Consider the following 22,840-nt stretch of genomic DNA (forward strand, 5'->3'; position numbering starts at 1 on the left):
GGTCGCGCCCGCCGTGGCGGAGCCGGGCGGTGTCAGAGCCCCGCGCCCGGGACTTCGGCGGGGCGGATGCGTGAGGCCCCCCGCGCCCTTTCGGGTTCGGGGGGCCTTCGGCAGGGGCGGGGGCGGGTCAGCCGCCGAACTCCTCCAGGCCCTTCAGCGCCTGGTCGAGCAGGGCCTGACGGCCCTCCAGCTCACGGGCCAGCTTGTCCGCCTTCGCGTCGTTGCCGGACGCGCGGGCGGCGTCGATCTGCCGGTGCAGCTTGTCGACGGCGTCCTGGAGCTGACCGGTGAGACCCGCGGCACGCGCCCGCGCCTCCGGGTTCGTACGACGCCACTCGGCCTCCTCGGCCTCCTGGATCGCCCGCTCCACGGCGTGCATCCGGCCCTCGACCTTGGGACGCGCGTCCCGCGGCACGTGGCCGATGGCCTCCCAGCGCTCGTTGACCGAGCGGAACGCGGCGCGAGCCGCCTTCAGGTCCCTCACCGGGAGGATCCTCTCGGCCTCGACGGCGAGTTCCTCCTTGAGCTTCAGGTTCTCGATCTGCTCGGCGTCGCGCTCCGCGAACACCCCGCTGCGGGCGGCGAAGAAGACGTCCTGGGCGCCGCGGAAGCGGTTCCACAGCTCGTCCTCGGCCTCGCGCTGGGCACGGCCGGCGGCCTTCCAGTCGGCCATCAGGTCGCGGTAGCGCGCGGCCGTCGTGCCCCAGTCCGTGGAGCCCGAGAGCGCCTCGGCCTCGACGACCAGCTTCTCCTTGACCTTGCGGGCGTCCTCGCGCTGCGCGTCGAGCGACGCGAAGTGCGCCTTGCGCCGCTTGGAGAACGCCGAGCGGGCGTGCGAGAAGCGGTGCCACAGCTCGTCGTCGGACTTGCGGTCCAGACGCGGCAGACCCTTCCAGGTGTCCACCAGGGCCCGCAGCCGCTCGCCCGCCGAGCGCCACTGCTCGCTCTGCGCCAGCTCCTCCGCCTCGGCGACCAGCGCCTCCTTGGCGTGCTTGGCCTCGTCGGTCTGCTTGGCCTTCTGGACCTTGCGCTCCTCGCGACGCGACTCGACGGTCTTGACGAGCTTGTCGAGGCGCCCCCGCAACGCGTCGAGGTCACCGACGGCGTGATGCTCGTCCACCTGCGAGCGCAGGTGGTCGATCGCGGTCTGCGCGTCCTTCGCCGACAGGTCGGTGGTCTTCACCCGCCGTTCGAGGAGGCCGATCTCGACAACCAGGCCCTCGTACTTGCGCTCGAAGTAGGCCAGGGCCTCCGCGGGAGAGCCCGCCTGCCACGATCCGACGACCACTTCGCCCTCGGCTGTACGCACATACACGGTGCCCGTCTCGTCGACACGGCCCCACGGGTCGCTGCTCACAGCGCCTCCTCCACATGATGCCTGCGCGGGGGGTTCGTCCCCCGGGGCATCGTCCACAGTTTCCCGGCGGGCCTCGCCCGCCCTCCACAGCGCGGCACGAGCCCGCGCTGCACAACGCCAATCTAGGCGACCGGCCGCCCGGCTGTCCGCACTCAGCGCGGCCGAATTCAGCGGTTCACGCTCGGTGCCGGGCGGCCGGCGGCGTCACTCCTTGGTGACGGCGGCCTTCTCGATGGTGACGGCCTTCTTGGGCGCCCCGTCGCCCGCGCCGCCCTCCACGCCTTCCTTGGCGACGTCCTGGACGGCCTTCAGACCGGCCGCGTCCATCGTGCCGAACGGCGTGTAGGTGGGCGGCAGCTTGCTGTCCTTGTAGACCAGGAAGAACTGGCTGCCGCCGGTGTGCGCCTGGCCGGTATTGGCCATCGCGACCGTGCCCGCCGGGTAGGTCACCGTGCCGTCCGCGCCCGCCTTGCCGAGACCGCTCAGGTTCTCGTCCGGGATCGTGTAGCCGGGGCCGCCGGAACCGGTGCCCTGCGGGTCGCCGCACTGGAGCACGTAGATGCCCTGCGTGGTGAGGCGGTGGCACTTGGTGTTGTTGAAGTACCCCTTGTCGGCGAGGTACTTGAAGGAGTTTACGGTGTGCGGGGTCTTCGCCGCGTCCATCGCGATCTTGATGTCGCCGGTGTTCGTCTTCAGGGCCATGTCGTACTTGGCCTTGGCGTCCACGGCCATCTTCGGCTCCGGCGTCGAACTGGCCGACGGCGAGGGGCTGTTGGAGGGCGCCGCGCTGTCCGACTTCTTGCCGTCGCTGGAGAACGCGCCCGTCGCGAAGGCGGCGCCGCCCGCCGCCACGACCACCGCGAGGGCGGCCGCGATGACCGTGTTGCGGCGCCTGGCCTTGCGCCGGGCCGTCTCCCGGCGCTGCTGCTGCCGCTCGAACTTCTCGCGCGCGAGCTGGCGCCGACGCTGTTCGCTGCTGACCACCGGTCGTCTCCTTGTGCGGTCTCGTGGGGTGCGGGTACGTGCGTACGAGCTGACTGTGACCCGTACCGTATATGGGTTCGCTGTGACCCGAGCGGCGCCGGTAGGCTCTGAACAGCCGTAATCACCCGCCGCGCAAGAAATCGAGGACGATCGTGCTGATTGCCGGGTTCCCCGCCGGGGCCTGGGGGACCAACTGCTACCTGGTCGCCCCCGCCGCAGGCGAGGAATGCGTGATCATCGACCCCGGCCACCAGGCCACCCAGGGCGTCGAGGAAACGCTGAAGAAGCATCGGCTCAAGCCCGTCGCCGTCGTCCTCACCCACGGCCACATCGACCACTGCGCCTCGGTCGTCCCGGTCTGCGGAGCCCACGACGTACCCGCCTGGATCCACCCCGACGACCGCTACATGATGAGCGACCCGGAGAAGGCCCTCGGCCGTGCCTTCGGCGCCCAGCTCATGGGCGAGCTGACGGTGGGGGAGCCGGACGACGTCAAGGAGCTCACCGACGGCGCCAGGCTGGCGCTCGCCGGTATGGAGCTCACCGTGTCGCACGCGCCCGGCCATACCAAGGGGTCGGTGACGTTCGGGCTGCCTGAGGCGGAGGACATTCCTCCGATCCTGTTCTCGGGCGACCTGCTCTTCGCCGGCTCCGTCGGACGCACCGACCTGCCCGGCGGCAGCCACGTGGAGCTCCTCGAATCGCTGGGCCGTGTGTGCCTGCCGCTCGACGACTCGACCGTGGTGCTGTCCGGCCACGGCTCCCAGACGACCATCGGCCAGGAGCGCGCCACCAACCCGTATCTGCGGCAGGTGGCCGCCGGCCAGGGAGAGGGCATCGCCTCTCCCCGACGAGGAATGTGACGAGAAGCCTTCCCATGAGCACCTTCCAGGCCCCCAAGGGCACCTACGACCTGATCCCGCCGGACTCGGCGCGCTTCCTCGCGGTGCGCGAGGCCATCTCGGCGCCCCTGAAGCGGTCGGGCTACGGCTACATCGAGACCCCCGGCTTCGAGAACGTCGAGCTCTTCGCGCGCGGTGTCGGCGAATCCACCGACATCGTCACGAAGGAGATGTACGCCTTCGAGACCAAGGGCGGCGACCGGCTGGCACTGCGCCCCGAGGGCACCGCCTCCGTGCTGCGCGCGGCCCTTGAGGCCAATCTGCACAAGGCGGGCAACCTCCCCGTCAAGCTCTGGTACTCGGGCTCGTACTACCGCTACGAGCGCCCGCAGAAGGGCCGTTACCGCCACTTCTCGCAGGTCGGTGCCGAGGCGATCGGCGCCGAGGACCCGGCGCTCGACGCCGAGCTGATCGTCCTGGCCGACGACGCGTACCGCTCGCTCGGCCTGCGCGAGTTCCGCATCCTGCTGAACTCGCTGGGCGACAAGGAGTGCCGCCCGGTCTACCGCGCCGCGCTCCAGGAGTTCCTGCGCGGGCTCGACCTCGACGAGGACACCCTGCGCCGGGCCGAGATCAACCCGCTGCGGGTGCTCGACGACAAGCGGGAAGCGGTGCAGAAGCAGCTCGCGGACGCCCCGCTGCTGCGCGACTACCTGTGCGACGCGTGCAAGGCGTACCACGAGGAGGTGCGCGCGCTCCTGACCGCGCAGGGCGTGGCCTACGAGGACGACCCGCGCCTTGTGCGCGGCCTCGACTACTACACCCGCACGACGTTCGAGTTCGTCCACGACGGCCTCGGCTCGCAGTCCGCGGTCGGCGGCGGCGGCCGCTACGACGGTCTCTCCGAGATGATCGGCGGCCCCGCGCTGCCGTCGGTGGGCTGGGCCCTCGGCGTCGACCGTACGGTCCTGGCCCTGGAGGCCGAGGGCGTCACCCTCGAACTCCCCGCCGCCACCAGCGTGTTCGCGGTCCCGCTCGGCGAGGAGGCGCGACGCGTGCTCTTCGCCAAGGTGACGGAGCTGCGGCGGGCGGGCATCGCGGCGGACTTCTCCTTCGGCTCGAAGGGCCTCAAGGGCGCGATGAAGAACGCGAACCGCAGCGGGGCCCGGTTCACCCTGGTCGTGGGCGAGCGCGATCTCGCCGAGGGCGTGGCCCAGCTCAAGGACATGGAGTCGGGTGAGCAGGGCCCGGTGCGCCTCGACGACATCCTGACGACCCTTCAGGAGCGGCTGGCCTGACCGGCGGCTCGGGTACGGCCCCGGCATGGCGCCGTACCCGACCGTCCCCGGCCGCACTTATCCCCATCGAACGGTGGACAGAGTGTCCCGTGCGGCAGAATGAGGCCCCGGCAGCACAGGCAACCACGATGACGGGATGACGGACCGGCGCTATGACCACAACACTTGACGACGTCTCCTCCGACTCCGGCCACTCCGAGGTCAGCGGCAAGGGGGCGATCGGCGGCAGCCGCGCCTTCGCCTGGCTGCTCGTGATCACGGGTGCGGCCGGCCTGGTGGCGGCCTGGGTCATCACGCTCGACAAGTTCAAGCTCCTGGAGAACCCGAACTTCGTGCCGGGGTGCAGCCTCAACCCGGTCGTCTCCTGCGGCAACATCATGAAGAGCGAGCAGGCGGCCGCCTTCGGCTTCCCGAACCCGATGCTGGGCCTGGTCGCCTACGGCATGGTCATCTGCGTCGGCATGAGCATCCTCGCGGGTGCCCGCTTCCGCCGCTGGTACTGGCTCACCTTCAACGCCGGCACCCTGTTCGGCGTCGGATTCGTCACCTGGCTCCAGTTCGAGTCCCTGTACCGGATCAACTCGCTGTGCCTGTGGTGCTGCCTGGCCTGGGTCGCCACCATCTTCATGTTCTGGTACGTCACCTCGTTCAACCTCCGCAAGGGGCTGCTGCCGGCGCCGGGCTGGGCGAAGAACTTCCTGGCCGAGTTCACCTGGGTCTTCCCGGTGCTGCACGTCGGCATCATCGGCATGCTGATCCTGACCCGCTGGTGGGACTTCTGGACCAGCTGACGGGCCCGGGGGCGTTTTCGCAGCTCGGACGGCGTTGTCAGTGCGGTGCCATAAGGTCGGTGGCGTGGAACCCGATCTTTTCACCGCAGCAGCGGAGGACCGCCAGGAGAAAGACCCGGCGGGCAGCCCTCTGGCCGTACGGATGCGCCCGCGCGTCCTCGACGAGGTGGTGGGCCAGCAGCACCTCCTGAAACAGGGCTCGCCGCTGCGCCGCCTCGTGGGGGAGGGGGCCGGCGGCCCGGCCGGTCCGTCCTCGGTGATCCTGTGGGGCCCGCCCGGTACGGGCAAGACGACGCTCGCGTACGTGGTGTCCAAGGCCACGAACAAGCGGTTCGTGGAGCTCTCGGCCATCACCGCCGGGGTCAAGGAGGTCCGCGCGGTCATCGACGGCGCGCGCCGCGCCATCGGCGGCTTCGGCAAGGAGACCGTCCTCTTCCTCGACGAGATCCACCGCTTCTCCAAAGCCCAGCAGGACTCACTGCTCCCCGCCGTCGAGAACCGCTGGGTCACCCTGATCGCGGCCACGACGGAGAACCCGTACTTCTCGGTGATCTCCCCGCTGCTCTCCCGCTCCCTCCTGCTCACGCTCGAACCGCTCACCGACGACGACCTGCGGGCCCTGGTGCGGCGGGCGCTGAGCGAGGAGCGCGGCCTGGGCTCCGCGGTCACCCTGCCGTCGGACGCGGAGTCGCATCTGCTGCGCATCGCGGGCGGCGACGCCCGCCGTGCGCTGACCGCCCTGGAGGCGGCGGCCGGTTCGGCACTCGCCAAGTCCGAGCAGGAGATCACGCTCCAGACGCTCGAAGAGACCGTCGACCGCGCGGCGGTGAAGTACGACAAGGGCGGCGACCAGCACTACGACGTGGCGAGCGCCCTGATCAAATCGATCCGCGGCTCGGACGTGGACGCGGCGCTGCACTATCTGGCCCGGATGATCGAAGCGGGCGAGGACCCCCGCTTCATCGCCCGGCGCCTGATCATCTCCGCCAGCGAGGACATCGGGCTGGCGGATCCCACCGCGCTGCCGACGGCGGTGGCGGCCGCCCAGGCCGTGGCCCTCATCGGCTTCCCCGAGGCGGCCCTGACACTGAGCCACGCCACGATCGCGCTGGCGCTCGCCCCGAAGTCCAACTCCGCGACGACGGCGATCGCCGCCGCGCTGGCGGACGTGCGGGCCGGCCTCGCGGGCCCGGTCCCGGCCCATCTGCGCGACGGCCACTACAAGGGCGCGGCCAAGCTGGGCCATGCCCAGGGCTATGTCTACCCGCACGACGTCCCCGGAGCGATCGCCTCCCAGCAGTACGCGCCGGACGCGGTGGCCGACAAGCGCTACTACGAGCCGACGCGGTACGGCGCGGAGGCGCGGTACGCGGATGTGGTGGAGAAGGTCCGGGGGCGCCTCCGGCAGGGCGAGGACTGACGCCCTCGACTCCGGACGGGGCTGCCGTGTCCTGCCGGGGAATGACCCACCTTCGGTGGCGTGCGCCGGTTCGGCTGCGGGCCGGTGGTGTCCGGCCGCGCCCACGCGGCGGAGCCGCACATGTCACAGCCCCGCGCCTCTGACAGTGCCCATGTGGGCGCGTGCCGGGACGGGCGGGCGCCCCTCGGGGGGCGGGGCTCCCGGGCCGCGCCTACGCTCGGCGCATGACCTCGCCCCGCTCCGCGGTCGTGCTCACCGCCGCGCTGCTGCTCGCGGCGGCGACCGGATGCGCGGGCCGGGCCGCCGAGAGCACGGCGTACGCCGACGCTCAGGCGCGGGTGTCGGCCGTTCCCCTCACCAGCGCGGGCTTCCCGCCGGATCCCGCCACCGCCCGGGACCAGTTGGGGCGACTCGAAGTCGGCTGGGGCCAGCACTGGGAGACGTACCGCCGGGCCGAGTTCGGCGAGACCTGGTCCGACGACACCGACGCCCCCGGCGGACGCAACGGCTGCGACACCCGCGACGACGTACTGCGGCGCGACCTGTCCGACCTGAAGCAGGGGGACCGCAATCCCTGTGTGGTGGTCTCCGGCACGCTGCACGCCCCGTACACCGGGAAGTCGCTGCCGTACTACTACCGCCGGGCCTCCCAGATCCAGACCGACCACGTCGTGGCACTCGGCGCGGCCTGGCGGGCGGGCGCCTGGGCCTGGAGCCCGCAGCGCCGCCTGGAGTACGCCAACGACCTGGACGTACTGCTCGCCACCGACAAGCAGACCAACTACGACAAGAGCAGCCTGACCCCGGACAAGTGGAAGCCGCCGCGCCACGCGTACTGGTGCGAGTACGCGCGCCGCTGGGTCGGCATCAAGGCGAAGTACCGGCTGACGGTGACCCCGCCGGAGAAGGCGGCCCTCCAGGACATGCTGGCCGGCTGCGGCCGGCCGTAGCTCAGCCCGCCGCGGCCTCGAAGAGCCGGTGCATCGCACGGCGCAGGCCGGTGATGTCGGCCACCGGTTCGGGGAAGTCGAAGCGCGCGTCGAAGGTGTGACCGTCGGCGTGACCGAAACGCACCCGCAGCCCGAACCGGTCGAGTGCCAGTGGAGTGGCCCGTGCCACGCCTGCGCGCTCGACCAGCCCGCACAGCAGACCCAGCTGCTCGCCGTGGACGGCCGCGAGGTGCTGGAGGAGTTCGGGCTCGTGCCGTACCAGCGGATCGGGCGTCGCCCGGGCGAAGTCCTCCGGGTCCACCGCCTCGGCGCCCCACAGATCGTCGACGTAGGCCTCGCCCACTTCGAGCCGGAGCGTCATGCGCCCGGGCGCTGCCCGGCCGGGCACCAGGGTCAGCCAGCCGGAGACCCAGGCGCGGCCCCGGATACGGTGGGGGACGGAGACCGGGGCCACATCCGCGAGTTCCAGGACGGCCGGGACCTCGTCGGCCTGCGCGTGCGTGGCGGCCCGTACCGCCGGGGAATCGGCGGGGTAGGTCAGGAACAGATCGCCGTCCGGGTCGACGCCGCGTTCGTCGGCCACGAGCTGCTCCGGACGGGCGCTCACAAGGCCCGGTACGAGCAGCATCGCCGAGCAGGTACTATGTACGAGAGTTCGTGTGCGTTCGGCTGCTGACGGCAGCCGCGCGATTTCAAGTCCGCTGGGACGCGGCTGACCACGATCTGATCGGACCTCCGTCACGTGCCCGGCTCCTGAGGAGTCGGGAGAGTCGGCCTCCCGCGAAAGCGGCGTTTGGCCGACCTTCTTCGTGCTGTCCGTGATGTGACTGGTGTTCCCCGGACGAGACATGCGATCTCCTTGAGTAAGGTGAGCCTAACCTAACCCAACCATGGAGGTTTGGAGAACGTGCCTAACCAGTCGCGTCCCAAGGTCAAGAAGTCTCGTGCGCTCGGCATCGCGCTGACGCCGAAGGCCGTCAAGTACTTCGAGGCCCGCCCCTACCCGCCGGGCGAGCACGGCCGTGGCCGCAAGCAGAACTCGGACTACAAGGTCCGTCTGCTGGAGAAGCAGCGCCTGCGCGCCCAGTACGACATCAGCGAGCGCCAGATGGCGCGTGCCTACGACCGCGCCAAGAAGGCCGAGGGCAAGACGGGCGAGGCGCTGGTCGTCGAGCTTGAGCGTCGCCTCGACGCCCTGGTCCTGCGTTCGGGCATCGCCCGCACCATCTACCAGGCCCGCCAGATGGTCGTCCACGGTCACATCCAGGTCAACGGTGGCAAGGTCGACAAGCCGTCGTTCCGCGTCCGTCCGGACGACGTCGTGACCGTCCGCGAGCGCAGCCGCGAGAAGGTTCCCTTCCAGGTTGCCCGCGAGGGTGGCTACGCCGGCGAGGGCGAGACCCCGCGCTACCTCCAGGTGAACCTGAAGGCCCTGGCCTTCCGCCTGGACCGCGACCCGAACCGCAAGGAAATCCCGGTCATCTGCGACGAGCAGCTCGTCGTCGAGTACTACGCCCGCTGATCCAGGCGTAACACCGGAGCCTCAGCGCTTCAGCCCGCCGTCCCCCCGCTCCGCACGGAGCGGGAGGCGGCGGGCTTTCGCGTGGCCGGGCTCCGCCGGCCCCCGGCCCTCCCGTGCGGATGCCAACTCCCCTGCCCCGTCGGCCGGTTGGCGCGCTCCCAGCGCCCGTGCCACCGCGGTCTCCAGATCGATCGAGCTGCCGCGCCGCCGGTGCTCCTCGTACGCCGTGTCTCCGAGCCGCTCGCGGGTGCGCTCCTCGCACAGCACATGCGCGGCGTAGAAGTACGCCGAACCGAACAGCGGCAGGCCCACCGACGGCCAGATCCGTTCCGCCGCGCCCTGGAGCACGGCCGCCTCCACCGGGTCCCCGGTGTCCACCTCGACGAGTGCGAGCAGCTCCAGGCTGAGCACCGTGGCCACCAAGTCGTGGAAGGCATGGCTGATCGCGAGGGTCTCCCGCAGCAGGGCGCGCGCCCGCTCCGGATCGCCGCGGTACCAGGCCGCGTACGCCAGGACGTACAGCGCATACGCGCGAACCCAGCGCTCGCCGTGGTCCTCGCAGACCTCCAGGACCTGCTCGCACGCCGCGACGGCCTCGTCCAGGCGGCCCCGGAAGCCCACCGCCATCGCCATCTCGACCCGGCCCATCAGCACATTGCTGTTGAGCTCGCCGGCCTCCTCGTACCCGGCGAGGGCGGCGCGGATGAGCTCCTCGGCGCGCGGCATGTCATCGGTGACCAGGGCCAGACACCCCGTGCGGTGCACGGCGTACGCCACCGCCACCGGGTCGCCGTGCAGCTCGGCCGCCTCGCGGCACTCCTGTAGCGCGGCGATCGCCGCGACCGCGTCGCCCTGGAGCACCGCCACATAGCCGAGCACCCACAGCGCCTTGAGCCGGGAGCTGTCGTGCTCGCCCCGGGCGTCCAGGACCTGGGTCAGCCAGTGCCGTCCCTCGGCGAGCCGCCCGCAGCCGGTCCAGTAGAACCAGAGCGTGCCTGCCAGGTACTGGGCCAGGTGCACGTCCTCGGACGCGCCGAGCGAGAACTCCATCGCGGCCCGCAGATTGGGCAGTTCGCCCTCCACCCGGGCGGCCGCCTCCGCCTGGCGGGGGCTGAACCAGTCCAGTTCGCACCAGGTGGCGAGCCCCAGGTACCAGTCGCGGTGGCGCCGGTGCAGCCGTTCCGCGTCCCCGGTCGCCGCCAGCCACTCGGCTCCGTACGCGCGAACCGTGTCGAGCAGCCGGTAGCGGATGCCGGCCGGGCCGTCCTCGCGCACCACCACCGACTGGTCGAGCAGTTCGCCCAGGACGTCCAGGACGTCGTGCTGCGGCAGATCGGCGCCCACGCAGATGTACTCGACGGCCTCCAGATCGAAGGAGCCCGCGAACACCGCGAGCCGCGCCCACAGCAGCCGCTGCGCTCCCGTGCACAGCTCATGGCTCCAGCCGATGGCCGTCCGCAGCGTCCGGTGGCGCGGGAGCGCACCCCGGCCGCCGCCGGTGAGCAGCCGGAACCGGTCGTCGAGGCGGTGAAGGAGCTGCTCCACCGAGAGCGTCCCGAGCCGGCCGGCCGCGAGCTCCAGGGCCAGCGGAATCCCGTCGAGCCGCCGGCACAGCTCGGCCGCCGCCGTACCCCGGGCCTCGGCCGCCCGCTCCCCGCCCCGGGCCTCGGCCGCGCGCTCGGCGAAGAGCAGCAGCGCATCGTCCTCGTCCATCGGCGCCAGCGCGCAGACCCGCTCGCCCTCGATCCGCAGCGGCAGCCGCCCGGCGGCGAGCACCCGCAGCCGCGGGCAGCCCCGCAGCAGCTCCCGCAACAGCTCGGCGCAGCCCTCCACCAGCTGCTCGAACCCGTCGACGACCAGCAGGAGTTCACGCTCGGCGAGGTGGTCGAGGAGCAGCCGCCGCGGCGCTCTGGCCGTGTGATCGGTCAGGCCGAGCGCCTCGACGACCGCGTGGTCGAGGAGCGCGGGATCGGTGAGCGCGGACAGCTCCACCAGGCGGACGCCCCCGCAGTACCGTTCCTGCTCCACCGCCACGGCCGCGGCACGCAGGGCGAGGCGGGTCTTGCCGACCCCGCCGACGCCGGTCACCGTGACCATGCGCGCATCGCTGAGCAGCCGGTCGAGACGGGCCAGTTCTCGTTCTCGCCCGACGAAGCGGTTCAACTCCGCGGGCACATGGGAGCGCATGGAACACGCAGCGTACTCAAGGGTATGCACTGCGTACAATCGGCCTGCTCGACTCCGCCGGTGGTGGGCGGGAACGCGGTACGGGAAGCCATCCGCGGCGCGATAGGGTCGGAGGACTACCTTTTTCGAGGTTTTCGGGTTCCGACGGGTTGCGGGGAGCGGTGCAAGTGTCCGGTGGAGAGGTGGCCGGGATCCTGGTGGCCGTCTTCTGGGCGATCCTGGTGTCCTTTCTCGCGGTCGTTCTCGTGAGGCTGGCCCAGACGCTGAAGGCGACGACCAAGCTGGTCGCGGACGTGACCGACCAGGCCGTCCCGCTGCTCGCGGACGCGTCCGGCGCGGTGCGCTCGGCACAGACCCAGCTGGACCGCGTGGACGCGATCGCGTCCGACGTCCAGGAGGTCACCTCCAACGCCTCCGCGCTCTCCACCACCGTCGCCTCCACCTTCGGCGGCCCCCTGGTGAAGGTGGCCGCCTTCGGGTACGGGGTGCGCCGGGCCATCGGCCGCAAGGGCGCCGCCCCCGCCGAGGCGCCCACCCGGGAGGGCCGACGTACCGTGATCGTCGGGCGGACCGTGCCGTCCGCGCGGCGCTCCAAGCGAAAGGGCTGACGCTGCGATGTTCCGCCGTACGTTCTGGTTCACCGCGGGCGCTGCCGCCGGAGTCTGGGCGACCACCAAGGTCAACCGGAAGCTGAAACAGCTGACCCCCGAGAGTCTGGCCGCGCGCACCGCCGACAAGGCGGTCGAGGCCGGCCACCGGCTCAAGGACTTCGCCCTCGACATCAAGTCCGGCATGGCCCAGCGCGAGGCCGAGCTCAACGACGTCCTGGGCATCGGCGAGGGCGAGCCGCCGCGCGAACTGCCCGCGCAGCGCCGCCTCGTCGCCATCGAGACCACACCACAGCAGCACACCAAGCATTCGTACAACCGGAATGAGGACCACTGATGGAGTCGGCCGAGATTCGCCGCCGCTGGCTGAGCTTCTTCGAGGAGCGCGGGCACACCGTCGTCCCTTCGGCGTCGCTCATCGCGGACGACCCGACTCTGCTGCTCGTCAACGCGGGCATGGTCCCCTTCAAGCCGTACTTCCTCGGTGAGACCAAGCCGCCCGCCCCGCGCGCCACCAGCGTGCAGAAGTGCGTGCGCACGCCGGACATCGAAGAGGTCGGCAAGACCACCCGGCACGGCACGTTCTTCCAGATGTGCGGCAACTTCTCCTTCGGGGACTACTTCAAGGAAGGCGCCATCAAGTACGCCTGGGAGCTGCTCACCAGCTCCGTGGCGGACGGCGGCTACGGCCTGGAGCCCGAGAAGCTCTGGATCACCGTCTACCTGGACGACGACGAGGCCGAGCGCATCTGGCACGAGGTCGTCGGTGTGCCGAAGGAGCGCATCCAGCGCCTCGGCAAGAAGGACAACTTCTGGTCCATGGGCGTGCCCGGACCCTGCGGGCCCTGCTCCGAGATCAACTACGACCGCGGCCCCGAGTTCGGCGTCGAGGGCGGCCCGGCCGTCAACGACGAGCGGTACGTGGAGATCTGGAACCTGGTCTTCATGCAGTACGAGCGCGGCGCCGGCGAGGGCAAGGAGGACTTCCCGATCCTCGGTGACCTGCCCTCCCAGAACATCGACACCGGCCTCGGCCTCGAACGCCTCGCGATGATCCTCCAGGGCGTACAGAACATGTACGAGACCGACACCCTGCGCGTCGTCATGGACAAGGCCACCGAGCTGACCGGTGTCCGCTACGGCGACAAGCACGAGTCCGACGTCTCGATGCGCGTGGTCGCCGACCACATCCGTACGTCCGTGATGCTCATCGGCGACGGTGTGACGCCGGGCAACGAGGGCCGCGGCTACGTGCTGCGCCGCATCATGCGCCGTGCCATCCGCAACATGCGCCTCATGGGTGCCACCGGCCCCGTGGTCCAGGACCTCATCGACGTCGTCATCAAGACGATGGGCCTCCAGTACCCGGAGCTCGTCACCGACCGCAAGCGCATCGAGACGGTGGCCCTCGCCGAGGAGGCCGCCTTCCTCAAGGCGCTGCGCGGCGGCACCAACATCCTGGACACCGCCATCACCGAGACCAAGGCCACCGGTGGCACGGTCCTGGCCGGCGACAAGGCGTTCCTGCTCCACGACACCTGGGGCTTCCCGATCGACCTCACCCTGGAGATGGCCGCCGAACAGGGCCTCTCCGTGGACGAGGACGGCTTCCGCCGTCTGATGAAGCAGCAGCGCGACCAGGCCAAGGCCGACGCCCGCGCCAAGAAGACCGGTCACGCCGACCTGTCCGCCTACCGCGAGGTGGCCGACGCCTCCGGCGCGACCGACTTCACCGGGTACACCTCCACCGAGAACGAGTCGACCATCGTCGGCCTCCTCGTCGACGGCGTGCCCTCGCCCGCCGCCACCGAGGGCGACGAGGTCGAGGTCGTCCTCGACCGCTCGCCGTTCTACGCCGAGGGCGGCGGCCAGCTCGCCGACCAAGGCCGCATCAAGCTCGACAGCGGCGCGGTCATCGAGGTCCGCGACGTGCAGAAGCCGGTCCCCGGCGTCCACGTGCACAAGGGCGTCGTCCAGGTCGGTGAGGTGACGGTCGGCGCGTCCGCGTACGCCGCCATCGACACCAGGCGGCGCCGCGCCATCGCCCGCGCGCACTCCGCCACCCACCTCACCCACCAGGCGCTGCGCGACGCGCTCGGCCCGACGGCCGCCCAGGCCGGCTCCGAGAACTCGCCGGGCCGCTTCCGCTTCGACTTCGGTTCGCCCGCCGCCGTCCCCGGCACGGTCCTCACCGACGTCGAGCAGAAGATCAACGAGGTCCTCGCCCGCGAGCTCGACGTGCAGGCCGAGGTCATGTCGATCGACGAGGCCAAGAAGCAGGGCGCCATCGCCGAGTTCGGCGAGAAGTACGGCGAGCGGGTCCGCGTGGTCACCATCGGAGACTTCTCCAAGGAGCTGTGCGGCGGCACCCACGTCCACAACACCGCCCAGCTGGGTCTGGTGAAGCTGCTCGGAGAGTCGTCCATCGGCTCCGGCGTGCGCCGCATCGAGGCTCTGGTCGGCGTCGACGCCTACAACTTCCTGGCCCGCGAGCACACGGTCGTCGCCCAGCTCCAGGAGCTGGTCAAGGGCCGCTCCGAGGAGCTGCCGGAGAAGATCTCCGCCATGCTCGGCAAGCTGAAGGACGCCGAGAAGGAGATCGAGAAGTTCCGCGCCGAGAAGGTGCTCCAGGCCGCCGCCGGTCTCGTCGACTCCGCCAAGGACGTCCGCGGCACCGCGCTGGTCACCGGCCAGGTGCCGGACGGCACCTCCGCGGACGACCTGCGCAAGCTGGTCCTGGACGTGCGCGGCCGGCTGGATCAGTCGGCGGGGGCGGGCGACCGCCCGGCCGTCGTCGCCCTGTTCACCACGGCCAACGGCCGCCCGGTGACCGTCATCGCCACCAACGGGGCGGCCCGCGAGCGCGGTCTCAAGGCCGGCGAGCTGGTCCGTACCGCCGCCAAGACCCTCGGCGGCGGTGGCGGCGGCAAGCCGGACGTCGCCCAGGGCGGCGGCCAGAACCCGGACGCGATCGGCGACGCCATCGACGCCGTCGAGCGCCAGGTCGCCGAGACCGCCTGATGCGACGAGGACGCCGACTCGCGATCGATGTCGGGGACGCCCGGATCGGGGTCGCCTCGTGCGACCCCGACGGGGTGCTCGCCACGCCGGTGGAGACCGTGCCGGGACGTGATGTCCCGGCCGCCCACCGGCGGCTGCGCCAGATCGTCGAGGAGTACGAACCGATCGAGGTGGTCGTCGGACTGCCCCGCTCCCTCAACGGGGGCGAGGGCCCGGCGGCGGCCAAAGTCCGCCTCTTCGCCAAGGAGTTGGCGCGCGGCATCGCCCCGATCGGGGTGCGGCTGGTGGATGAGCGCATGACGACGGTGACCGCGAGCCAGGGGCTGCGCGCCTCCGGAGTGAAGTCCAAGAAGGGACGTTCCGTCATCGATCAGGCCGCGGCCGTGATCATCCTTCAGACCGCACTTGAGGCCGAACGGGTGTCAGGTAACGCACCGGGCGAAGGCGTCGAAGTGGTTATCTGATCGCGATACGGTAACGTTCCGGCCGATGCGGAGGCATTCGAACAGTCGCCGCACAGCACAAGAGGCGGACCGTCCGGATGCCTCGCGGCTCTAGGGGACCGATGACTGAGTATGGCCGGAGCCAAGGCTCCGAACCGTGGCACCCAGAGGATCCCCTCTACGGGGACCAGGGGTGGGGAGCGCAGCAGGCTGCCTCCGGTCAGGCTCCGTACGACGGCTCGCAGCAGGGCCACTACCAGCAGCAGGAGCAGTACCAGCAGCAGCCCCAACACCAGGGCCAGCAGCAGTACTACCCGCAGCAGCCGCAGGACCCGTACGGGCAGCAGCACTACGGCGACCAGCAGGCCCAGCAGCACTACGCGGACCAGCACGCGCAGCAGGGCTACGTCGAACAGCCCCAGCAGGGCTACCCCCAGCAGCAGTACGCGGAGCAGTACGCGGCCCAGCCGCGGCAACCGCAGCAGTACGACGGTGGCTGGAACACGACGGGTCAGCAGGCGGCCATGCCGTACGCGGGCCAGCAGCCCGACCCGTACCACAACGGCTATGCCGACGAGGGTCATGACCTCTACGGCACGCCCGAGGCGTATCCCCCTCCGCAGCCGCCGGGCCAGCGCCAGGCGCCCGCCGCGCCCGAGGTGCCCGAGCAGGGCCATGAGTGGAACGCCGAACCGCAGGAGGAAAACCACCCCTTCTTCACCGGCGCGGGCGACCGCGAAGGCGACGGGGACGAGCCGCGCGACTCGCGCCGGGCGGCCGGCGGCGGTGGCCGTGACCGCCGGAGCAAGACCAAGAAGAAGGGCAAGAGCGGGCGTGCCTGTCTGGTTCTCGCCGTAATCTTCGCCGTCGGCGCCGGCGGAATCGGCTATGTGGGCTACGACTTCTACCAGAAGAAGTTCGGCGCGGCCCCGGACTACGTGGGCGAGGGCAGCAGCGAGACGGTCACCATCGAGGTGCCGACCGGCGCGGGCGGCTCCGAGATCGGCCAGCTGCTCAAGCAGGCCGGCGTGGTCAAGAGCATCGACGCCTTCGTCCAGGCCCAGAACGACGACCCCAAGGGCAAGACGATCCAGGCCGGCGCCTACACCCTGAAGAAGGGCATGTCGGCGGCGAACGCGATCAAGCTGATGCTCAACCCGAGCAGCCGGAACTCGCTCATCATTCCCGAGGGCAGACGCAACAGCTGGGTCTACGCAGAGATCGACAAGCGTCTGGGGCTGTCGGAGGGCACCACCAAGGGCATCGCGCTCAAGCAGGCCGACAGCATGGGCCTGCCCGACTGGGCCAAGAACCACAAGGACGTCAAGGATCCGCTGGAAGGGTTCCTCTACCCGGCGAGCTACCCGGTGGCCAAGGGCATGAAGCCCGAGGACATCCTGCGGAAGATGGTCAACCGGGCCACCTCCGAGTACGGCAAGCAGGACCTGGCCGCCGAGGCCAAGAAGCTGAACCTGGACGGCCCCTGGCAGCTCATCACCGTGGCCAGCCTCGTGCAGGCCGAGGGCAAGACGCACGACGACTTCCGCAAGATGTCCGAGGTCGTCTACAACCGCCTCAAGAAGACCAACACCGAGACGAACCAGAAGCTCCAGTTCGACTCGGCCTACAACTACCTCCGGGACAAGAGCAACATCAAGATCGGTCTGGCCGAGATCAAGAGCAACACGGACCCGTACAACACCTACCACTGGCCCGGACTGACCCCGGGGCCGATCGACAACCCCGGCAGCGAGGCGCTGGCCGCCGCGCTGGATCCGACGAGCGACGGCTGGCTGTACTTCGTGGCCACCGACGGCATGCACAAGACCGAGTTCGCCAAGAACCTGGCCGACTTCAACAAGCTGAAGGAAGAGTTCAATGCCCAGTCCGGTCAGTGAGGGCGCGCGTCGGGCGGCCGTGCTCGGGTCGCCCATCGCGCACTCGCTGTCCCCGGTGCTGCACCGGGCCGCGTACGCCGAACTCGGCCTCGACCACTGGTCCTACGACCGGTTCGAGGTCGACGAGGCCGGGCTCTCCGGCTTCTTCGCGGGGCTCGACGGTTCCTGGGCCGGGCTCTCGCTCACGATGCCGCTGAAGCGGGCGGTCATCCCGCTGCTCGACGCGGTGAGCGCCACCGCGGCCTCGGTCGAGGCGGTCAACACCGTCGTCTTCACGGACGACGGCCGCCGCCTCGGCGACAACACCGACATCCCGGGCATGATCGCGGCCCTGGAGGAGCGCGGGGTCACCCGGGTCGAGTCGGCCGCGGTCCTCGGCGCGGGCGCGACCGCGTCCTCCGCGCTCGCCGCGCTCGCCAGGATCTGCACCGGGCCGGTCACCGCGTACGTACGCAGTGCGTCGCGGGCCGAGGAGATGCGCGGCTGGGGCGAGCGCCTGGAGATCGACGTGCGTACCGTCGACTGGTCGCGCGCGGCCGAGGCCTTCGAGACGCCGCTGGTCGTCGCCACCACCCCGGCCGGCGCCACCGACGCGCTGGCCGCGGCCGTCCCCGAAACGGCGGGTACCCTCTTCGACGTGCTGTACGAGCCCTGGCCGACCGCGCTGGCGGCGGCCTGGGCGGAGCGCGGGGGAGCGGTCGTCGGCGGGCTCGACCTCCTGGTGCACCAGGCCGTGCTCCAGGTCGAGCAGATGACCGGCTGCCCGACAGCCCCGCTGGACGCCATGCGCAAGGCGGGCGAGGCGGCCCTGACCCACCGCTGAGCCCTCCCGCCCGCTGGCGGGAGGCCGTCCGCCGCCCCCATCACAGTCCGCCTGATGGACCAGGGCCCGGTCCATCACCTGGGACGTGGGAGGATCAGGGGTGGCGGGCCAGGGCCGCGCATCCTGGACGCGCCAGTCGTAGGAGTACCAGGACGCGCGAGCAACGAGGAGCACCGTTGAGCAGGCTGCGTTGGCTGACCGCTGGGGAATCCCACGGACCCGCACTTGTCGCGACGCTGGAGGGCCTTCCCGCCGGCGTACCGATCACCACGGACATGGTGGCCGACCACCTGGCCCGGCGGCGGCTCGGCTATGGACGCGGCGCCCGCATGAAGTTCGAGCGTGACGAGGTCACCTTCCTCGGCGGTGTGCGGCACGGTCTGTCCATGGGGTCGCCGATCGCGATCATGGTGGGCAACACCGAGTGGCCCAAGTGGGAGCAGGTCATGTCGGCCGACCCGGTCGCCCCCGAGATCCTCGCGGAGCTGGCCCGCAACGCGCCGCTGACCCGCCCGCGCCCCGGCCACGCCGACCTCGCCGGGATGCAGAAGTACGGCTTCGACGAGGCCCGGCCGATCCTGGAGCGCGCCAGCGCCCGGGAGACCGCGGCCCGGGTCGCGCTCGGCGCGGTGGCCCGCTCCTACCTCAAGGAGACGGCCGGGATCGAGATCGTCAGCCACGTGGTGGAGCTGGCCGCGGCCAAGGCCCCCTACGGCGTGCTGCCGACCCCCGCCGACGTCGAGAAGCTGGACGCGGACCCGGTGCGCTGCCTGGACGCCGACGCGTCGAAGGCGATGGTCGCCGAGATCGACCAGGCCCACAAGGACGGCGACACGCTGGGCGGCGTCGTCGAGGTGCTCGCCTACGGCGTGCCCGTCGGGCTCGGTTCGCACGTGCACTGGGACCGCCGTCTGGACGCGCGGCTCGCCGCCGCCCTCATGGGCATCCAGGCGATCAAGGGTGTGGAGGTCGGCGACGGCTTCGACCTGGCCCGGGTGCCCGGCTCGAAGGCGCACGACGAGATCGTCAACACCGCCGACGGCGTCAAGCGCACCTCCGGCCGCTCCGGCGGCACCGAGGGCGGCCTGACCACCGGTGAACTGCTGCGGGTGCGGGCCGCGATGAAGCCCATCGCGACCGTGCCGCGCGCGCTCGCCACCATCGACGTCGCCACCGGCGAGGCCGCCAAGGCCCACCACCAGCGCTCCGACGTGTGTGCCGTGCCGGCCGCGGGCATCGTCGCCGAGGCCATGGTCGCGCTCGTCCTCGCGGACGCCGTCGCCGAGAAGTTCGGCGGCGACAGCGTGCCCGAGACCCGCCGCAACGTCACCTCCTTCCTCGACAACCTCCAGATCCGGTGAGCGCCGGACCCCTGGTCGTCCTGGTCGGGCCGATGGGCTCCGGCAAGTCCACCGTGGGCGCGCTGATCGCCGAGCGGCTCGGTGCGTCCTACCGGGACACCGACGCCGACATCGTCGCCGCCGAGGGCCGGCCCATCTCGGACATCTTCATCGAGGATGGCGAGCCGCACTTCCGCGCCCTGGAGCGGGCCGCGGTGCGCGCCGCGCTCGCCGAGCACCCCGGTGTGCTCGCGCTCGGCGGCGGTGCCGTCCTCGACGACGACACCCGCGCGCTGCTCGCGGCGCACCCCGTCGTCTATCTCTCGATGGACGTCGACGAGGCGGTCAAGCGCGTCGGCCTGAACACGGCCCGGCCGCTGCTCGCCGTCAACCCGCGCCGGCAGTGGCGCGAGCTGATGGAGGCGCGCCGCCATCTGTACACCGAAGTCGCCCGTGCGGTCGTCGCGACCGACGAGCGCACCCCCGAAGAGGTCGCGCAGGCGGTCCTCGACGCACTGGAGTTGAAGGACGCATGACGGAGCAGGCACCCACCCGGATCCAGGTCGGCGGCACCGCCGGCACTGACCCGTACGAAGTGCTCGTCGGCCGCAACCTGCTCGGCGAGCTGCCCGGGCTCATCGGTGACGGGGCGAAGCGGATCGCGATCATCCACCCGGAGGCCCTGGCCGGTACCGGGGACGCGGTCCGACTGGACCTCGCCGCCGAGGGCTACGAAGCCATCGCCATCCAGGTGCCCAACGCCGAGGAGGCCAAGACCGCCGAGGTCGCCGCCTACTGCTGGAAGGCGCTGGGCCAGTCCGGCTTCACCCGCACCGACGTCGTCATCGGCGTGGGCGGCGGCGCCACCACCGACCTCGCGGGCTTTGTCGCGGCCACCTGGCTGCGCGGGGTGCGCTGGATCTCGGTGCCGACCACCGTGCTCGGCATGGTGGACGCGGCCGTCGGCGGCAAGACCGGCATCAACACCGCCGAGGGCAAGAACCTGGTGGGCTCCTTCCACCCGCCCATCGGCGTCCTGTGCGACCTGGCCGCGCTCGACTCGCTGCCGGTCAACGACTACGTGTCGGGCATGGCCGAGGTCATCAAGACCGGCTTCATCGCGGACCCGGCGATCCTCGACCTCATCGAGTCCGACCCGGCAGGCGCCCGCACCCCCGAGGGCCCGCACACCGCCGAGCTCATCGAGCGCGCCATCCGGGTCAAGGCCGAAGTGGTCTCCAACGACCTGAAGGAATCGGGTCTGCGCGAGATCCTCAACTACGGCCACACCCTGGCGCACGCGATCGAGAAGAACGAGCGCTACAAGTGGCGGCACGGCGCGGCGGTCTCCGTCGGCCTGGTCTTCGCGGCCGAACTCGGCCGTCTGGCAGGGCGGTTGGACGACGCGACCGCCGACCGGCACCGGGCGGTCCTGGAGTCCGTCGGTCTGCCGCTCACCTACCGCGGCGACCAGTGGCCCAAGCTCCTGGAGAACATGAAGCTGGACAAGAAGTCCCGCGGCAACCTGCTGCGCTTCATCGTCCTGGACGGCCTCGCCAAGCCGACCGTCCTGGAGGGCCCGGACCCGGCGGTGCTGCTCGCCGCCTTCGGGGAGGTCTCCGCGTGACGCGGCGGGTGTTCGTCCTCAACGGCCCCAACCTGGGCCGCCTGGGCTCCCGCGAGCCCGATGTGTACGGCGCCACCTCCTACGCGGGCCTCGTCGAGGTCTGCGAAGGGCTCGGCAAGGAGCTGGGCTTCGAGGTCTCGGTGCGCGAGACCAACGACGAGGGCGAGCTCATCCGCTGGCTCCACGAGGCGGCGGACGGTCGAATTCCGGTCGTCATCAACCCGGGCGCCTTCACCCACTATTCGTACGGAATGCGCGACGCGGCGGCACAGCGCACCGCGCCGCTCATCGAGGTGCACATCTCGAACCCGTACGCCCGTGAGGAATTCCGCCACACCTCGGTGATCGGACCCGTCGCCACCGGCACCGTCGCGGGCTTCGGCATCGGCTCCTACCGGCTCGCGCTGCGCGCGCTCGCCGACGAGCTGGCCGACCAACTCGGCTGACGGGCACTGTTGCCGCCCTCCGGCCGTTCACACTGTGGCGGCCGGGGGAGGTACGGTTCTGCACCGGGCCGCCCACACCGACGGGCGCCCGACCAGCGCCAGTTGCCTGTACGAGACGGAGTGGCACCGGATGCAGCACGCAGGGGGGGCTCCACCGCCGCCGCCCCACGCCCCGGGGCGGTCCCCGCACGACTGGGCCCCGGGCATCGAGTCGGAGGGCACGGCTCCGCTCAGGCCGAGCGCGCCGGGCACCCCGCCGTTCCAGCCAGGTCCCGTGGCCGGCCAGTTGCCGGCCCACCCGCCGACGCCCCCTGCCCAGGCCCCGCACCACCCCGGCGCCCAACAGCCGCCCGCCCAGGGCTGGCAGGGGCCCGCGCCCCAGCACGCCTCGGCCCGGCCACCGTCCCGGGACACCACCGGGCACGTCGCGCTGCCGCCCGGCGGCCCGGTACCGCTGCCGCAGGCCCCCGAGGGGACCGGCGCCACCACGCTGGCGGTGCTCCTCATCGGCCCCGCCGGCGCCGGCAAGACGACCGTGGCCCGGTACTGGGCACAGCACCGCCGGGTGCCCACCGCGCACATCAGCCTCGACGACGTACGCGAATGGGTGTGCTCGGGGTTCGCCGACCCGCAGTCCGGCTGGAACGACCACTCCGAGGCCCAGTACCGCCTGGCCCGCCGCACCTGCGGCTTCGCCGCGCGCAACTTCCTGGCCAACGGGATCTCCTGCATCCTCGACGACGCGGTCTTCCCCGACCGGCCGGTCGTCGGCCTCGGCGGCTGGAAGCGGCACGTGGGCCCCGGCCTGCTGCCGGTCGTGCTCCTGCCGGGCCTGGAGGTCGTCCTGGAGCGCAACGCGGAGCGCAGCGGCAACCGGCGCCTCTCGGACGAGGAGGTCGCGGGCATCCACGGCCGCATGGCCGGCTGGTACGGCTCGGGCCTCCCGATCATCGACAACTCCCAGTACGACGTCCCCACCACGGCCCGCCTCCTGGACGACGTCCTGGCCAGAACCATCGCAAGCCCCCCGAGCTGGTAGCCCTTCCCGCCCGGCGCGCGTTCGTCGGCTGCGTGCCTTGGGTGGCCGTCCACGCAGTTCCCCGCGCCCCTTGGGGGTTCGGGTTGCGAGTGCGGGCCGTGGGTGGCCGTTCGCGCAGTTCCCCGCGCCCCTGATGGGGTCGGTTTTCGGCTGTGGGTGGTGTGTGGCTGGTCGCGCAGTTCCTCGCGCCCCTGATCGGGCCCGTTTTCGGCTGCGGGCTGCGTGGCCGTTCGCGCAGTTTCTC

The 22,840-nt window shown here is 71.4% G+C and carries 21 protein-coding genes; 17 read left to right on the plus strand and 4 right to left on the minus strand.

Translation table 11 applies throughout. The features are described from left to right. Positions 1-127: 127 nt before the first annotated feature. A complete protein-coding gene (locus CG740_RS23880) occupies positions 128-1,357 on the minus strand; it encodes a DUF349 domain-containing protein (protein WP_100577274.1) in 1,230 nt (409 codons plus the stop codon). A gap of 204 nt (positions 1,358-1,561) precedes the next feature. Continuing rightward, positions 1,562-2,341 (minus strand): peptidylprolyl isomerase, encoded by a 780-nt coding sequence (locus CG740_RS23885; RefSeq protein WP_100577275.1) that lies wholly within the window; start codon positions 2,339-2,341, stop codon positions 1,562-1,564. A 152-nt stretch (positions 2,342-2,493) separates the two neighbouring features. Here CG740_RS23885 and CG740_RS23890 point away from each other — a divergent pair, with 152 nt between their 5' ends. The 5 genes from CG740_RS23890 (at position 2,494) to CG740_RS23910 (ending at position 7,642) form a co-directional block, all read left to right on the plus strand. Further along, positions 2,494-3,204 (plus strand): MBL fold metallo-hydrolase, encoded by a 711-nt coding sequence (locus CG740_RS23890; protein WP_100577276.1) that lies wholly within the window; start codon positions 2,494-2,496, stop codon positions 3,202-3,204. A 14-nt stretch (positions 3,205-3,218) separates the two neighbouring features. Next, positions 3,219-4,481: a histidine--tRNA ligase gene (hisS, locus tag CG740_RS23895; RefSeq protein WP_100577277.1), complete on the plus strand. Its 1,263-nt coding sequence runs from the start codon at positions 3,219-3,221 to the stop codon at positions 4,479-4,481. A 152-nt stretch (positions 4,482-4,633) separates the two neighbouring features. Beyond that, positions 4,634-5,272 carry a vitamin K epoxide reductase family protein gene (locus CG740_RS23900; RefSeq protein WP_100577278.1) on the plus strand — a complete coding sequence of 213 codons (639 nt, stop codon included), beginning with the start codon at positions 4,634-4,636 and terminating at the stop codon, positions 5,270-5,272. Positions 5,273-5,336: 64 nt separating this feature from the next. Next, positions 5,337-6,692, plus strand: coding sequence for a replication-associated recombination protein A (locus CG740_RS23905; protein ID WP_100577279.1), 1,356 nt, complete (start codon positions 5,337-5,339; stop codon positions 6,690-6,692). Positions 6,693-6,916: 224 nt separating this feature from the next. Continuing rightward, positions 6,917-7,642, plus strand: a complete 726-nt coding sequence (locus CG740_RS23910; protein WP_100577280.1) for an HNH endonuclease family protein — start codon at positions 6,917-6,919, stop codon at positions 7,640-7,642. Position 7,643: 1 nt separating this feature from the next. Here CG740_RS23910 and CG740_RS23915 read toward each other — a convergent pair whose 3' ends face one another. Continuing rightward, the gene (locus CG740_RS23915) at positions 7,644-8,324 is read right to left on the minus strand and encodes a DUF2470 domain-containing protein (protein WP_100577419.1); all 681 of its coding nucleotides are present in this window, start codon (positions 8,322-8,324) and stop codon (positions 7,644-7,646) included. A 225-nt stretch (positions 8,325-8,549) separates the two neighbouring features. Here CG740_RS23915 and rpsD point away from each other — a divergent pair, with 225 nt between their 5' ends. After that, entirely contained in the window at positions 8,550-9,164 is a 615-nt protein-coding gene (gene rpsD, locus CG740_RS23920; protein WP_053723667.1) for a 30S ribosomal protein S4, read from the plus strand. Positions 9,165-9,185: 21 nt separating this feature from the next. Here the strand turns inward: rpsD and CG740_RS23925 are convergent, their stop codons facing one another. After that, positions 9,186-11,351, minus strand: coding sequence for an ATP-binding protein (locus tag CG740_RS23925; RefSeq protein WP_100577281.1), 2,166 nt, complete (start codon positions 11,349-11,351; stop codon positions 9,186-9,188). A 167-nt stretch (positions 11,352-11,518) separates the two neighbouring features. Here CG740_RS23925 and CG740_RS23930 point away from each other — a divergent pair, with 167 nt between their 5' ends. From CG740_RS23930 to CG740_RS23985, 11 genes are all read left to right on the plus strand, one after another. Then, complete coding sequence (locus CG740_RS23930) at positions 11,519-11,959, plus strand: DUF948 domain-containing protein (protein ID WP_199846549.1); 441 nt, start codon at positions 11,519-11,521, stop codon at positions 11,957-11,959. 7 nt (positions 11,960-11,966) lie between these two features. After that, complete coding sequence (locus CG740_RS23935; RefSeq protein ID WP_100577283.1) at positions 11,967-12,296, plus strand: DUF6167 family protein; 330 nt, start codon at positions 11,967-11,969, stop codon at positions 12,294-12,296. Continuing rightward, positions 12,296-14,980, plus strand: a complete 2,685-nt coding sequence (gene alaS / locus CG740_RS23940) for an alanine--tRNA ligase (RefSeq protein ID WP_100577284.1) — start codon at positions 12,296-12,298, stop codon at positions 14,978-14,980. Before CG740_RS23935 ends, alaS begins: the two co-directional genes overlap by 1 nt. Next, positions 14,980-15,444: a Holliday junction resolvase RuvX gene (ruvX, locus tag CG740_RS23945; RefSeq protein ID WP_100577285.1), complete on the plus strand. Its 465-nt coding sequence runs from the start codon at positions 14,980-14,982 to the stop codon at positions 15,442-15,444. The genes alaS and ruvX overlap by 1 nt, the downstream gene beginning before the upstream one ends. A gap of 101 nt (positions 15,445-15,545) precedes the next feature. Continuing rightward, the gene (gene mltG / locus CG740_RS23955; RefSeq protein WP_100577286.1) at positions 15,546-17,321 is read left to right on the plus strand and encodes an endolytic transglycosylase MltG; all 1,776 of its coding nucleotides are present in this window, start codon (positions 15,546-15,548) and stop codon (positions 17,319-17,321) included. Beyond that, complete coding sequence (locus tag CG740_RS23960) at positions 17,302-18,144, plus strand: shikimate dehydrogenase (protein WP_100577287.1); 843 nt, start codon at positions 17,302-17,304, stop codon at positions 18,142-18,144. The genes mltG and CG740_RS23960 overlap by 20 nt, the downstream gene beginning before the upstream one ends. A 176-nt stretch (positions 18,145-18,320) precedes the next feature. Continuing rightward, positions 18,321-19,505: a chorismate synthase gene (aroC, locus tag CG740_RS23965; protein WP_100577288.1), complete on the plus strand. Its 1,185-nt coding sequence runs from the start codon at positions 18,321-18,323 to the stop codon at positions 19,503-19,505. A 32-nt stretch (positions 19,506-19,537) separates the two neighbouring features. After that, entirely contained in the window at positions 19,538-20,020 is a 483-nt protein-coding gene (locus tag CG740_RS23970; RefSeq protein WP_100577420.1) for a shikimate kinase, read from the plus strand. Then, complete coding sequence (gene aroB, locus CG740_RS23975) at positions 20,017-21,111, plus strand: 3-dehydroquinate synthase (RefSeq protein ID WP_100577289.1); 1,095 nt, start codon at positions 20,017-20,019, stop codon at positions 21,109-21,111. Before CG740_RS23970 ends, aroB begins: the two co-directional genes overlap by 4 nt. Beyond that, positions 21,108-21,557 carry a type II 3-dehydroquinate dehydratase gene (gene aroQ, locus CG740_RS23980; RefSeq protein ID WP_100577290.1) on the plus strand — a complete coding sequence of 150 codons (450 nt, stop codon included), beginning with the start codon at positions 21,108-21,110 and terminating at the stop codon, positions 21,555-21,557. The genes aroB and aroQ overlap by 4 nt, the downstream gene beginning before the upstream one ends. 130 nt (positions 21,558-21,687) lie before the next feature. Beyond that, entirely contained in the window at positions 21,688-22,596 is a 909-nt protein-coding gene (locus tag CG740_RS23985; protein WP_100577291.1) for a Pro-rich N-terminal domain-containing protein, read from the plus strand. The last annotated feature ends 244 nt before the right edge of the window (positions 22,597-22,840 follow it).

Origin of the sequence: Streptomyces sp. CB01201 (assembly GCF_002803085.1) — a bacterium.
GTDB classification, from domain to species: Bacteria; Actinomycetota; Actinomycetes; order Streptomycetales; family Streptomycetaceae; genus Streptomyces; species Streptomyces hundungensis.